Here is a 12,358-nt window from a genome sequence, read left to right as displayed (position 1 = left end):
GTTTTTCGGGCCATCATGCCGGCTTCAAATGAACTTTGTGTGGGCGTCGGCGAATCCGGGGTGGCTGCCCGCAGCCGGTCGCCCGCAGCCGGTCGCACCGACGGTTCGAACCATCGGGCCGATATCGCGGTCTATCGATGCGTGCGCCACGTCGCGCCCATCGCGCACCGGTCGCACGCCAACACGGCAACACACGAATCGAAGAGGAGAACCACGATGCGCCACGTATTCGTCTATGGCACCTTGAGAGCCGGACAGGCCAACGACATCGGCCATGCGGCCGCCCGCCACGGCATCGCCGCGCCGACGCTGCTGGGCGCGGCCGCGCTGCCGGGCGAACTGGTCGATTTCGGCACGTATCCGGGCATGATCGCCGGTACGGCCGGCAAGTCGCTGGTGTGGGGCGACGTCTACGAGGTCGACGCGCAGCTCGTCCCGGTGCTCGACGAGATCGAGCGCGTCTATCCGGGCGTCGATTCGCTGTTCAAGCCGGACGAGGTAACGGTCGAGCTCGGCGGCCGGCAGTACGCGTGCCTGTATTATCCGGTCGCCGCGCACGCGGCGGCCGGGCGTCCGCGCATCGCGTCCGGCGATTGGGTTCAGCACCGGCGCGAGCAGGAAGCCGCCTGAGCGTGCCTGCGGGCGGTGGCAGGATTCGCTGCAAAAGAGGAAGCGCCCCGCGGGGCGCTTTTTTCCTGCCGGTGACCCGTCATCGCATGCGACCGCCGACACGGCGTGGCCGTCCGGCGATCGCAGCCGACGGCGTCGTCAAATTTCCTCGTACAGCGGCAGCGTCAGGAATTCGGTGAAGCCTTCCGACGTGGACATCTGCTCGAAGATCGCCGCGGCGCGTTCGTACGGCTGCGTGTTGCCGCCGACCGAGCGCTTCACGTTGTCGAGCTCGAGCTTCGCGAATTCGCGCACGAGGTCGGCCGTGACCTTGCGGCCGTCGTCGAGCACGCCCTTCGGCGAGCGGATCCATTGCCACACCTGCGAGCGCGAGATCTCGGCCGTCGCCGCGTCTTCCATCAGGTTGTGGATCGGCACGCAGCCGTTGCCGTCGAGCCATGCGCCGAGGTAGTGGATCCCGACGTTGATATTGTTGCGCAGCCCGGCTTCGGTGATCGGCGCTTCCGGCTGGAAGTCGAGCAGGTTCCTGCCTTCGACCTGCACGTCGTCGCGCTGCTTTGCGATCTGGTTCGGCTGGTCGCCGAGCACCTTGACGAATTCTTCCATCGCGATCGGCACGAGGCCCGGATGCGCGACCCAGCCGCCGTCGTAGCCGTCGGTCGCGTCGCGCTGCTTGTCCGAGCGCACCCCGCCCATCGCCTTGTCGTTCGCTTCCGGATCGTTCTTGATCGGGATCAGCGCGCTCATCCCGCCGATCGCCGGCGCGTTGCGCTTGTGGCAGGTCTTCAGCAGCAGCAACGCGTACGCGCGCATGAACGGCACTGTCATCGTGATCTTCGAACGCTCGGCCAGGCAGAAGTCGCGGTCGTTCTTGAACTTCTTGATCGCCGAGAAGATGTAGTCCCAGCGGCCGGCGTTCAGGCCCGAGCTGTGTTCGCGCAGTTCGTACAGGATCTCGTCCATCTCGAACGCGGCGAGGATCGTCTCGATCAGCACCGTCGCGCGGATCGTGCCGCGCGGCACGCCGATCGCTTCCTGGGCCGCGACGAAGATGTCGTTCCACAGGCGCGCCTCGAGATGGCTTTCCATCTTCGGCAGGTAGAAGTACGGGCCCGAGCCGCGCGCGATCAGTTCCTTCGCGTTGTGGAACAGGAACAGCGCGAAATCGAAGATGCCGCCGGACACGCGCTGGCCGTCGACCGTCACGTGCTTCTCGTCGAGGTGCCAGCCGCGCGGACGCACGATCAGCGTCGCGACCTTGTCGTTCAGCCGGTACGACTTGCCGTTCTGCTCGAGCGAGATCGTGCGGCGCACCGCGTCCTTCAGGTTGATCTGGCCGTCGATCTGGTTCGTCCAGCTCGGCGCGTTCGAATCCTCGAAGTCCGTCATGTACGAATCGGCGCCCGAGTTCAGCGCGTTGATGATCATCTTGCGCTCGACCGGGCCCGTGATTTCGACGCGGCGGCATTGCAGGTCGGCCGGCAGCGGCGCGACCTTCCAGTCGCCTTCGCGGATCGCCTGCGTCTCGGCGAGGAAATCGGGGCGCTCGCCCGCGTCGAGGCGTTTCGTGCGCTCGACGCGCGCCTGCAGCAGCGTCTGGCGGCGCGATTCGAACGTGCGATGCAGCGACGCGACGAGTGCCAGCGCGTCGGGCGTCAGGATCGCTTCGTAACCCGGCTTGATTTCGCCGGTGATCGTCATGCCTTGCGGCAGCGTGATCGGGGTGCTCATGAGTTTCATCTCCTTGGTCGGTCAGTTGCGGTTTCGGTGAAAGGGGAAGGCGGCAGCGCTGCGAAACGTCATGCACCCGGGCCGGGGCGCGTGCGGTTTGCGGGTCTGCCGGACGGAGCCGGGGCGGGGGTGGAGAGGAACGCGAGCAGGTCGGCCATGCCGGCGCCCGTGCCGTCGGGCGGCGCGCCGAGTTCCTCGGCGGGCGCGCCCGTGCGGTTGAGCCAGAACGTCGTGTAGCCGAACCAGGTGGCGCCCGCGACGTCCCACGCGTTCGACGACACGAACACGATGCCGCGCGGGTTCGCGCCGAACGCGGCGGTGCCGAGCGCATACGCGGCCGGGCTCGGCTTGTACGCGCGCACGGTGTCGGCCGACAGCACGCGATCGAACAGGCCGGTCATGCCCGCGCTCTTGATCGCGATGTCGAGCATCTGCGGGGTGCCGTTCGACAGGATCGCGAGCGGCGGGCGCGGGTCGAGCGCGTGCAGCTGGCGCAGCGCGGGCACCGTGTCGGGATAGGTGGACAGGCACGCGTATTCGTCCATCAGGCGTTTCTCGGCCGCACTGTTCAGCGCGAGCCCGAGCCTGCGCGCGGCGAACCGCAGCGCGTCGAGCGTGATGTCCCGAAACGGGCGATAGTGCGCGCCGGCCGGATCGGCAAGCGTGCGCAGCTGCGAGTATTCGATCTGCTTGCGCCGCCACAGCTGCGACAACCGTTCCCCGTGTCCGGGAAACATCTGCTCAGCCGCGGCCAGCACGGCACGCACGTCGAACAACGTGCCGAATGCGTCGAAGAGGATGGCGTCGGGGGAGGAGAGTGTCGTTGTGGCCGACATAGCCTTGCGCTCCAGTTTCAGAGGTCGGGTCGATTCTATTCGTGATATAAGCTGCTAAAAAAGACGCTAAACATCACTTGATCTTTTACTTTCATATACCTAATCTTGTGCGGCTCAAGCTATTTGAAGGACGGCGAGGCCGTCCTCTCGACGGAGTCATGGACCGGTTCAAACAGATCGAAACGTTCGCCGCGGTCGCGGCCAAAGGCAGCCTGTCGGCGGCCGCGCACGCGGAAGGCGTCGCGCCGGCGATCATCGGCCGCCGCCTCGACGCACTCGAGGAGCGGCTCGGCGTGAAGCTGCTGGTGCGCACGACGCGCAAGCTCACGCTGACGTTCGAGGGGTCGGCGTTCCTCGAGGATTGCCAGCGCATCATCAACGAGATGCAGAACGCGGAAGCGAGCGTGTCCGCCGGCGGTGTCAAGGCGAGCGGCCATCTGCGGCTCTCCGCGCCGGCCGGCTTCGGCCGGCGGCACGTCGCGCCGCTCGTGCCCGAATTCAGCGGCGCGCATCCGGACGTGTCGGTCACGCTCGACCTGTCCGACCGGATGGTGGACCTCGTCAACGAGGGGTTCGATTGCGCGGTGCGGCTCGGCGAGCTGCCCGATTCGTCGCTCGTGTCGCTGAAGCTCGGCGAGAACCGCCGCGTGTGCGTCGCGTCGCCCGCGTATCTCGCACGGCGCGGCACGCCGGCCACGCTCGCGGAACTGGCGCGGCACAACTGCCTCGCGCTCGCGGCGAATGCGAACCAGCAGCGCGGCTGGGCGTTCCAGGAAGGCGACAAGGTCGTGTCGATCCGCGTGAACGGCACGATGGAATGCTCGGACGGCGCGGTGCTGCACGAATGGTGCCTCGCCGGCCACGGCCTCGCGTGGCGCTCGTGGTGGGAAGTCGGCGAGGACGTCGCGGCCGGCCGGCTCGTCAGCGTGCTCGATGCGTTCGCCGCGCCGCCGATCGGCATTCACGCGGTGTTTCCGCAGCGCCGACATCTGCCGCTGCGCGTGCGCCTGTTTCTCGATTACCTGAAGCACACGTACGAGCGGCCCGGCTATTGGGGCGAGTAGGCGCCGCGCGCCCGCGTGTTTCCGATATGAGGGCGAACCCGCTGGCGGTGCGGCTTGCGCGGTTTCACCCACTACAATCGTAAGAGGCATGCACGCGGTGTCGCGGCCGGCTCGGCCGGAGCCGGGGCGCGCGGCGTGCGATTGACGAAGGAGGGCGCGATGTTCCGGCACATCCTCGTTCCAACCGACGGTTCCGAACTGTCGCAAAAGGCGATCGACGGCGCGATCGACCTGGCGCGCGCGGTCGGCGCGCAGGTCACGGCCTATGCGTGCCTGCCGCAATACCCGTACTCGCCGTTTTCCGAAGTGATCATCGAGCCGCCCGCCGATTTCCGCGCGCGCAGCGAGCGCGAGGCGCGCGCGCATCTCGACGAGGTGGAAGCGGCCGCGAAGGCGGCCGGGGTCGCGTGCGACACGTGGACGAGCGTGCATCCGTCGCCGTATCTCGGCATCATCGAGGCGGCCGAACGCGGCGGGTGTGACGTGATCTTCATGGCGTCCCACGGACGCCGCGGGCTCGGCAGCCTGCTGATCGGCAGCGAGACGCAGCGCGTGCTGACCCATACGAAAATTCCGGTGATCGTCTATCGGTAGGGCAGCGCCGGCCGTGGCGGGGCGGGCTGCGCATCGGAAAAAGGGCGCGCCGGACGAAGCCGGCGCGCAGCGTTGCTGGCGGCCCGCAGGCCGCGCGGCCGGTTGCGCGATGGGACTCGCGCGCCTGCCGTCTCCTCCCTGATTGTTGTTCCGGTGGCCGATGCCGCGACGTCGCGAGACGCGGCGGGCATCGGCGTAACGCCTGGCGTGTTACGCGACCTTCTTGCCGTCGAAGAACTGTTCGTCCTCGGTCGAGCCGTGCAGCGCGGTCGTCGACGCTTCGCGTTCGACCGTCTGCGTCACCGCGTCGAAGTAGCCGGTGCCGACCTCGCGCTGGTGCTTGACGGCCGTGAAGCCCTTGTCGGCCGCCGCGAACTCGGCCTGCTGCAGTTCGACGAACGCGCTCATCTGCGTGCGGGCATAGCCGTGCGCGAGGTTGAACATCGAGTAGTTCAGCGCATGGAAGCCGGCCAGCGTGATGAACTGGAACTTGTAGCCCATCGCGCCGAGTTCCTTCTGGAACTTGGCGATCGTCGCGTCGTCGAGGTTCTTCTTCCAGTTGAACGACGGCGAGCAGTTGTACGACAGCAGCTTGCCCGGAAACTGCTTGTGGATCGCTTCCGCGAACTTCTTCGCGTACTCGAGATCCGGCTTGCCCGTTTCGCACCAGATCAGGTCCGCGTACGGTGCGTACGCGAGGCCGCGCGAGATCGCCTGCTCGAGGCCCGGCTTCGTGCGGAAGAAGCCTTCCACCGTGCGCTCGCCGGTCAGGAACGGCTTGTCGTTGTCGTCGACGTCGGACGTGATCAGGTCGGCCGCTTCCGCGTCGGTGCGGGCCACCAGCACGGTCGGCGTGCCCATCACGTCGGCCGCGAGACGCGCGGCCGACAGCTTCGCGACGGCTTCGCGCGTCGGCACGAGCACCTTGCCGCCCATGTGGCCACACTTCTTCACCGACGCGAGCTGGTCCTCGAAGTGGACGCCCGCCGCGCCGGCCTCGATCATCGCCTTCATCAGCTCGAACGCGTTGAGCACGCCGCCGAAGCCGGCTTCCGCATCGGCGACGATCGGCGCGAAGAAATCGACGTAGCCTTCGTCGCCCGGGTTCTTGCCTTCCGACCACTGGATCTGGTCGGCGCGCGTGAGCGTGTTGTTGATGCGCTTGACGACGAGCGGCACCGAGTTCGCCGGATACAGCGACTGGTCCGGGTACATTTCGCCCGCGACGTTCGCGTCGCCGGCCACTTGCCAGCCGGACAGGTAGATGGCCTTCAGGCCGGCCTTCACCTGCTGCATCGCCTGGTTGCCGGTCAGCGCGCCGAGGGCGTTGACGAACGGCTCGTTGTTGATGAGGCTCCACAGCTTTTCCGCGCCGCGCTTGGCCAGCGTGTGCTCGATCGGGATCGAGCCGCGCAGGCGGACCACGTCCTCGGCCAAGTAGCTGCGCTTGATGCCCTTCCAGCGCGGATCGGTTTCCCATTGCTGCTGCAGTTCCTGTGCCTGTTGCTGACGCGACATGATGAGCTCCTTGATGCGATGTATGCGTGACGGGCCGAATCTGGCGGTGACGATGCGGTTCGCGAGGCGGGGAAGCGATGCGTTCCCGTTCGCGAAGTCTTGTATAAGAGTCTAGGCAAATCGGCGGGGGCGAAACAGGGGCTGGCTCGGGAAGTGCGGAATTTTTTAATTGTTTTTAATCAACGATTTGCATTCGTCATTTCGAGATAAGAAATGCGTTTTCCTATCCCGCAATCGCACGGGTTGTGCCGTGCAGCATGATTTTTTACGACGCAAAAAAATTTCCTGCATCGTGAAATTGGCGGGGGGCGAAAAAAAACCGGCGCGGATGCGCCGGTTGGTTGAATGGGCGAGGTGCCCATCCGCGGGGGCGGCTGCAGGGCCGCCCAGATGCTTACGATGCCGAATTGCTACGGCGCGGGGCGCCGCTGCGCTGGCCGTCGCGACGCGGGCCGCCGTCACGGCTGCCGCCCGGCTTGCCGCTCCAGCCACCGCCATTGCCGCCGCCGTAGCTGCGACCGTTGCCGCTGCTATTGCCGTTGCCGCCATAACCGCCGCCCGGCTTGCCGCCGAAACGACGACCGCCGTTACCACCGCCCGGACGGCCGCGGCCGCCGGTGCCGCCGTTACGCGGGGGCGACTTGCGCGGCTCGAAACCTTCGACCACGTTGACCGGCAGCGGCGAGCGCACGAAGCGTTCGATGCGCTTGAGCGCGCCTTGCTCGGCGTGGTGCACGAGGCTGACCGCCGTGCCCGAACGGCCCGCGCGGCCGGTACGGCCGATACGGTGCACGTAGTCTTCCGCGAACTTCGGCAGGTCGTAGTTGAACACGTGCGTGATGCCCGGGATGTCGATGCCGCGTGCCGCGACGTCGGTCGCCACCAGCACGCGCACGCGGCGCTCGCGCAGCGCACGGATCGTGCGGTTGCGCGCGCCCTGCGGCAGGTCGCCGTGCAGCGCGGCCGATTCGAAGCCTGCGTCGGCGAGACGGCCGGCGAGCTGGTCGGCGTCGATCTTGGTCGCCGTGAAGATGATCGCCTGGTCGAGCGCGTCGTCGCGCAACAGGTGATCGAGCAGGCGATCCTTGTGATCGCGGTCGTCGACGTAGTGGACCGTCTGCGCGATGTTCGTGCGCGACTCGAGGCGCTGCTGGATCTCGATGCGCTCCGGGTCCTTCAGCAGGCGGCCCGTCAGCGAACCGATCTTGCCGTCGAGCGTGGCCGAGAACAGCATCGTCTGGCGCGATTCCGGCGTGGCGGCGACGATCGTTTCGATGTCTTCGATGAAGCCCATGTCGAGCATGCGGTCGGCTTCGTCGAGCACCAGCATCTTCAGTTCGGACAGGTCGATACGGCCGCGCTCGAGGTGATCGAGCAGGCGGCCCGGCGTCGCAACCAGGATTTCCGGGTTCTTCGCGAGCAGCATCAGCTGCTGGCCGTAGGCGACGCCGCCGAGGATGCTGACCGTGCGCAGGCGCTTCAGGTGCTTGCCGTACGTCGAGGCGGCCGTCGTGACCTGCATCGCCAGTTCGCGGGTCGGCGTCAGCACGAGCAGGCCCGGGCGCGCGACGGGTTGCGGGCGGCGCGCGCGGCGATCGCCCTGGTTCGGGTCGCGCGGCGCGCGCGGCTGCTGCGCCTGCGTCTTCTGGAGCTGTGCGAAACGTTCGATCGCGGGCAGCATGAATGCGGCGGTCTTGCCCGAACCGGTCGGGCTCGACACCAGCAGGTCGCGGCCGGCGATGCCGGCCGGAATCGCGCGCTGCTGGACCGGCGTCGGCTTCACGTAGCCGGCGGCCTGCAGCGCGGAGACGATCTCCGGCGACAACCCGAGCGACGCGAAGCTCGGCTCGTCCGACGCCGGTTCGACCGCGGCCGGTGCGGCGGCGGCGTCGAGACCGAGCGCCTGGTCGGCGATCGCGTTGAGCGGGCTGGAGTTGATGCTCGAAGTCATAACAATCCTTGAAACACAGTGGGTGAAACGTCGGCGCCAATCGCGCATACCCAAGTCGTCGGATTCAGCGAGCAAATCGGGAAACGGGTGCAATCCGCCGAACCGTCGGCGGATGAGGCATTAGAAGCTGTTTTGGGTGCGGCGCGCTTCTGGAGCGGGGCCGCCAGCCTAGTTGACGACCGCAAGGGTCGAAGCAGGAGGGGACAGGTTCTAAACCGGATTGGAGCTTAACGCTACGAGGCGTCGGGCCGGAACGGCTTCGAGCCGAGCGCGGGAGGTGACGCAGGCCGCATTATAAAGAAATTTGCTGCGCTGCGCCACTGATTTGATTGCCTATTGCGGCGGGGGCGGTTTGGTCAGGACGCCGTGCCGTTTTTCAGCGATTCGACGAGTTCGACGTACTGCTGCTTCGCCGCGTCCGGCGACGTGCCCTTCAGCGCTTCCCAGGCATCGTACTTGTACTTGCCGACGATATCGGTGAAGCCGGGCTTGTCGCCGTGCGCGTCGCCGTCGGTCGCCTGCTTGAAGAGCGCGTACAGGCGCAGCAGGGTCAGATTGCCCGGCCGTTCCGTCAGTTGCTTGACGTCGATCTGGGCCTGGTCGAATTGGGCGGTGAGTTCGCTCATCGGGTGTCTCCGTAAGGGTTTCAGATCGGCCGATCTTAACAAGCGGACCGTCGCGCCGGGTCGAGCGATCCTTCCAAACCGCCGCCGGCGCCGCACGTGCGCACAGATCGGGCCCGATGGCCCGTGGGAGCGGGGCGGCGCATTACAATGTCGGCCATGACGCAAACAGTGCTCCTCGCCATCGATACGTCGACCGAATACTGCTCGGTCGCGCTGCTGCGCTCGGCCCCGGCCGATGACGCCGTTTCCACTCCGCAAACCTGGGTCCGTCACGAACCGACGGGCGCCGTGTCGAGCACGCGCGTGCTGCCGGCGATCCAGGAACTCTTCGCCGAATCCGGGCTGACGCTCGCCGACTGCGACGCGATCGCGTTCGGCGCGGGCCCCGGCTCGTTCACGGGCCTGCGTACCGCGACGGGCATTACCCAGGGCCTCGCGTTCGGCGCCGGGCTGCCGGTCGTGCCGATCGGCACGCTGCTCGCATGCGCCGAGCACGCGCGGCTGCGCGCGCCCGGCACGACCCGCGTGCTCGCCGCGCTCGACGCGCGGATGGACGAAGCCTACTGGGCGGATTTCGAATGGGACGACGGCGCGGGCGACTGGCGCACGCTGCATCCGGCGTCGCTCGACGCACCGGGGACCGTCGGCGTGCCCGACGCGCCGTTTACGCTCGCCGGCAATGCGGCCGCGGCGTTCGGCGCGCAATTGCCGGCCGCCGCGCGGGCGGCCGTGATCGACGGCGATGCGCTGCCGCATGCGCTGGCGGTCGCGCATGCCGCGCTGCGCGCGTTCCGCGCCGGGCGAGCGGTGCCGGCCGAACAGGCCGCGCCCGAATACGTGCGCGACAAGGTCGCGCAGACGACGGCCGAGCGCCTCGCTGTACGGGCCGCGCAGACGGGCGGAGCGAAGGGATGACGGGTGTCCTGCTGAGCGACCGCTATCTGGCGCCGATGACGGACGCCGATCTCGACGAGGTCGTCGCAATCGAGCACGTCGCGTACGAATTCCCGTGGAGCCGCGGCAACTTCGAGGATTCGCTGCGCAACGGCTATCTGGGCGTGTGCCTGAGGCACGTGACGGGCTCGCTCGTCGGCTATTGCGTGCTGATGCCCGTGGTCGACGAGATGCATCTGCTGAACCTGTGCGTCGCGCCGGTCGCGCAGCACGCGGGCGCGGGCCTCGCGCTGCTGCGCGAGGCGGTGCGCATTTCGCGCGCGGAAGGGCTCGACGGCATGCTGCTCGAAGTGCGGCCGTCGAATCCGCGCGCGATCCATCTGTACGAGCGCTTCGGCTTCGTGACGATCGGCCGGCGCAAGAATTACTATCCGGCGAAGCATCGGAGCCGGGAGGACGCGATCGTGATGCGTCTGACGCTGAACAAGGACGAGGGGGACGCACATGGCGTGGGGTGAAGCGGCGCTCGAGGAACTGGGCCTCGCGCAGATCTGGGTGCGGCGCGGGCAGCGCGCGGACGAAGGCGCGGCAGCCGACGCGCCTGCCGTCGCGCAGACCGCGGCGACCGACGACGGTTCCGCCGTCGCGGCCGATCGGCCGGTGCGGGCAGCGCGTGCACCGGTGCAGGACGATGCGCCGACGGCCGTCGCGCGTGGCGCGGCCGGCGCCTCTGCGGCTCGCGAATCGCGGGTGTCGGCGCACGGTGTCGACGACGGCGATCGCCCGCCTGCGCAAGCTGCATCGGCGGCATCGCCCGATACGATGGCGCCGAAGGATGATGCGCCGCCGGCAGCGGACGACGATTTCGCCTGGTTCGACGCGGCGCCGCCGGGCGAATCCACGCCCGCGCCGCTCGCCGAATCGCGTCCTGCCGGCACGCCGGTCGCCACGCTCGACTGGGATGCGCTGGCCGCGCGCGTGGCCGACTGCACGCTGTGCCGCTTGTGTGAGAAGCGGACCAACACCGTGTTCGGCGTCGGCGACCGCGAAGCGGACTGGATGCTGATCGGCGAAGCGCCGGGCGAGAACGAGGACAAGCAGGGCGAGCCGTTCGTCGGCCAGGCCGGCAAGCTGCTCGACAACATGCTGCAGTCGCTGTCGCTCAAGCGCGGCGACAACGTGTACATCGCGAACGTGATCAAGTGCCGGCCGCCCGGCAACCGCAACCCGGAGCCGGACGAGGTCGCGAGTTGCGAGCCGTATCTGCAGCGCCAGGTCGCGCTCGTGAAGCCGAAGCTGATCGTCGCGCTCGGCCGGTTTGCCGCGCAGACGCTGCTGAAGACGGACGCCAGCATCGCATCGCTGCGCGGCCGCGTGCATGCGTACGAGGGCGTGCCGGTGATCGTTACCTACCACCCGGCCTACCTGTTGCGCAGCCTGCAGGACAAGTCGAAGGCGTGGGCCGACCTGTGCCTCGCACGCGATACATTCCAGCGTGCGCAAGGCGGCGGCGCGAACGGCCCGGCCGGGTCATGACGACCGGCGCGGCGTGCGCGTTCGTCGATACGCTGCTCGACGCCGCGGTACGCGATCTGGGTTGGCTGCTGGCCAGCCCGAGCCTGCTCACCGCGGTGCCGGGCGCGCCGCTCGCGCGCCCCTGGCCGGATGCGGCGGGCCAAGCGGCCGTCGAAGCGTGGCTCGCCGCGCTCGATGCGCAGCCCGGGCCGCTGCATCGCGCGCTCGACGGGTTTCGGCCCACCCGGCTCGGCCGCTATGCCGAATGCCTGCTCGAATACTTCCTGACGCACGGGCCGTCGCTGCGGCTCGTCGCGGCTAATCTGCCGCTGCGCAGCAACGGCCGCACGCTCGGCGAAGTCGACTTTCTCGTCGATGCGCCGGACGGTCGACGCCTGCACTGGGAACTCGCGGTGAAGTGCTATCTGTGCGCGCCGGTCCGCGACGGCGCGTCGCTCGCCGACTTCGTCGGCCCCAATCTCGTCGACCGGTTCGACCGCAAGCGCAGCCGGCTGCTCGACCACCAGTTGCGGCTCGGCGAACACGACGGCTTCGCCCGGCTCGGCTACGGTGCACCGTCCGACGCGCAGATGTTCATCAAGGGCTGGCTGTTCCATCCGCACGGCGCGCCGGTGCCGCCGGTATCCGCCGAAATCGCGCCGGATCACCCGCGCGGTTTCTGGCTGACGCATGCGCAGTGGCCGGCGTGGGCGGCTGCGCAGCGTGACGGCGCCGCATGGAGCGTATTGCCGCGGCTGGCGTGGTTGGCGCCGCGACGTGTCGCCGCCGGCGCGGGTGTCGAGCCCGAGCCGCTGGCGAGCGCACCGGAACTGCCGCCCGTGCTGGCGACGCGCGAGGCGCCCGACCTGATCGGCATCCACGAAAAGGGGAGTGACGGCACGTGGCGCGAGACGGCGCGCGGGTTCGTCGTGCCCGACGACTGGCCGGCGCGCGCGCAGGCGTTCGCCGCACAGGATCGCTGACGCCGCGTCAGCGGCC

Annotated in this window: 12 protein-coding genes; 7 read left to right on the top strand and 5 right to left on the bottom strand. The window is 68.4% G+C overall.

Features of this window, described 5'->3' with window-relative positions; all coding sequences use genetic code 11:
* The first annotated feature begins 216 nt into the window (after positions 1–216).
* A complete protein-coding gene (locus KR541_RS10470; RefSeq protein WP_050012933.1) occupies positions 217–630 on the top strand; it encodes a gamma-glutamylcyclotransferase family protein in 414 nt (137 codons plus the stop codon).
* Between the two features lie 138 nt (positions 631–768).
* Here the strand turns inward: KR541_RS10470 and aceB are convergent, their stop codons facing one another.
* On the bottom strand, positions 769–2,361 hold the full coding sequence (gene aceB / locus KR541_RS10465) for a malate synthase A (protein WP_050012932.1): 1,593 nt from the start codon (positions 2,359–2,361) through the stop codon (positions 769–771).
* A 68-nt stretch (positions 2,362–2,429) separates the two neighbouring features.
* Entirely contained in the window at positions 2,430–3,197 is a 768-nt protein-coding gene (locus tag KR541_RS10460) for a haloacid dehalogenase type II (RefSeq protein ID WP_089488575.1), read from the bottom strand.
* Between the two features lie 158 nt (positions 3,198–3,355).
* On the opposite strand from KR541_RS10460, the gene KR541_RS10455 reads away from it, so the two are divergent.
* Positions 3,356–4,261 (top strand): LysR family transcriptional regulator, encoded by a 906-nt coding sequence (locus tag KR541_RS10455; RefSeq protein WP_050012930.1) that lies wholly within the window; start codon positions 3,356–3,358, stop codon positions 4,259–4,261.
* Positions 4,262–4,420: 159 nt separating this feature from the next.
* Complete coding sequence (locus KR541_RS10450) at positions 4,421–4,855, top strand: universal stress protein (RefSeq protein ID WP_050012929.1); 435 nt, start codon at positions 4,421–4,423, stop codon at positions 4,853–4,855.
* Between the two features lie 210 nt (positions 4,856–5,065).
* On the opposite strand, the gene aceA is transcribed toward KR541_RS10450, so the two are convergent.
* The 3 genes from aceA to KR541_RS10435 form a co-directional block, all read right to left on the bottom strand.
* Entirely contained in the window at positions 5,066–6,373 is a 1,308-nt protein-coding gene (gene aceA, locus KR541_RS10445; protein ID WP_050012928.1) for an isocitrate lyase, read from the bottom strand.
* A 394-nt stretch (positions 6,374–6,767) separates the two neighbouring features.
* Positions 6,768–8,324: a DEAD/DEAH box helicase gene (locus tag KR541_RS10440; protein ID WP_050012927.1), complete on the bottom strand. Its 1,557-nt coding sequence runs from the start codon at positions 8,322–8,324 to the stop codon at positions 6,768–6,770.
* Positions 8,325–8,680: 356 nt separating this feature from the next.
* Positions 8,681–8,950 (bottom strand): acyl-CoA-binding protein, encoded by a 270-nt coding sequence (locus KR541_RS10435; protein ID WP_050012926.1) that lies wholly within the window; start codon positions 8,948–8,950, stop codon positions 8,681–8,683.
* A gap of 147 nt (positions 8,951–9,097) precedes the next feature.
* On the opposite strand from KR541_RS10435, the gene tsaB reads away from it, so the two are divergent.
* From tsaB to KR541_RS10415, 4 genes are read left to right on the top strand one after another with little or no spacing between them, the layout of a single operon-like run.
* Entirely contained in the window at positions 9,098–9,865 is a 768-nt protein-coding gene (gene tsaB, locus KR541_RS10430) for a tRNA (adenosine(37)-N6)-threonylcarbamoyltransferase complex dimerization subunit type 1 TsaB (protein ID WP_050012925.1), read from the top strand.
* The gene (rimI, locus tag KR541_RS10425) at positions 9,862–10,362 is read left to right on the top strand and encodes a ribosomal protein S18-alanine N-acetyltransferase (RefSeq protein WP_050012924.1); all 501 of its coding nucleotides are present in this window, start codon (positions 9,862–9,864) and stop codon (positions 10,360–10,362) included. The genes tsaB and rimI overlap by 4 nt, the downstream gene beginning before the upstream one ends.
* A complete protein-coding gene (locus KR541_RS10420; RefSeq protein ID WP_050012923.1) occupies positions 10,349–11,380 on the top strand; it encodes a uracil-DNA glycosylase in 1,032 nt (343 codons plus the stop codon). The genes rimI and KR541_RS10420 overlap by 14 nt, the downstream gene beginning before the upstream one ends.
* A complete protein-coding gene (locus KR541_RS10415; protein WP_050012922.1) occupies positions 11,377–12,342 on the top strand; it encodes a DUF1853 family protein in 966 nt (321 codons plus the stop codon). The genes KR541_RS10420 and KR541_RS10415 overlap by 4 nt, the downstream gene beginning before the upstream one ends.
* The last annotated feature ends 16 nt before the right edge of the window (positions 12,343–12,358 follow it).

Origin of the sequence: Burkholderia sola (assembly GCF_905400185.1) — a bacterium.
Taxonomy (GTDB): Bacteria; Pseudomonadota; Gammaproteobacteria; order Burkholderiales; family Burkholderiaceae; genus Burkholderia; species Burkholderia sola.
Note: the sequence above shows the minus strand (reverse complement) of the source record. Positions and strands in the feature narration are given on the sequence as shown.

What these genes read in the sequence shown, in the direction of transcription:
- rimI (WP_050012924.1), top strand. Translation starts at nt 9,862, where the DNA reads ATGACGGGTGTCCTGCTGAGCGACCGCTATCTGGCGCCGATGACGGAC.
- KR541_RS10455 (WP_050012930.1), top strand. Translation starts at nt 3,356, where the DNA reads ATGGACCGGTTCAAACAGATCGAAACGTTCGCCGCGGTCGCGGCCAAA.
- KR541_RS10435 (WP_050012926.1), bottom strand. Translation starts at nt 8,950, where the DNA reads ATGAGCGAACTCACCGCCCAATTCGACCAGGCCCAGATCGACGTCAAG.
- tsaB (WP_050012925.1), top strand. Translation starts at nt 9,098, where the DNA reads ATGTCGGCCATGACGCAAACAGTGCTCCTCGCCATCGATACGTCGACC.
- aceB (WP_050012932.1), bottom strand. Translation starts at nt 2,361, where the DNA reads ATGAGCACCCCGATCACGCTGCCGCAAGGCATGACGATCACCGGCGAA.
- KR541_RS10415 (WP_050012922.1), top strand. Translation starts at nt 11,377, where the DNA reads ATGACGACCGGCGCGGCGTGCGCGTTCGTCGATACGCTGCTCGACGCC.
- KR541_RS10460 (WP_089488575.1), bottom strand. Translation starts at nt 3,197, where the DNA reads ATGTCGGCCACAACGACACTCTCCTCCCCCGACGCCATCCTCTTCGAC.
- aceA (WP_050012928.1), bottom strand. Translation starts at nt 6,373, where the DNA reads ATGTCGCGTCAGCAACAGGCACAGGAACTGCAGCAGCAATGGGAAACC.
- KR541_RS10450 (WP_050012929.1), top strand. Translation starts at nt 4,421, where the DNA reads ATGTTCCGGCACATCCTCGTTCCAACCGACGGTTCCGAACTGTCGCAA.
- KR541_RS10420 (WP_050012923.1), top strand. Translation starts at nt 10,349, where the DNA reads ATGGCGTGGGGTGAAGCGGCGCTCGAGGAACTGGGCCTCGCGCAGATC.
- KR541_RS10470 (WP_050012933.1), top strand. Translation starts at nt 217, where the DNA reads ATGCGCCACGTATTCGTCTATGGCACCTTGAGAGCCGGACAGGCCAAC.
- KR541_RS10440 (WP_050012927.1), bottom strand. Translation starts at nt 8,324, where the DNA reads ATGACTTCGAGCATCAACTCCAGCCCGCTCAACGCGATCGCCGACCAG.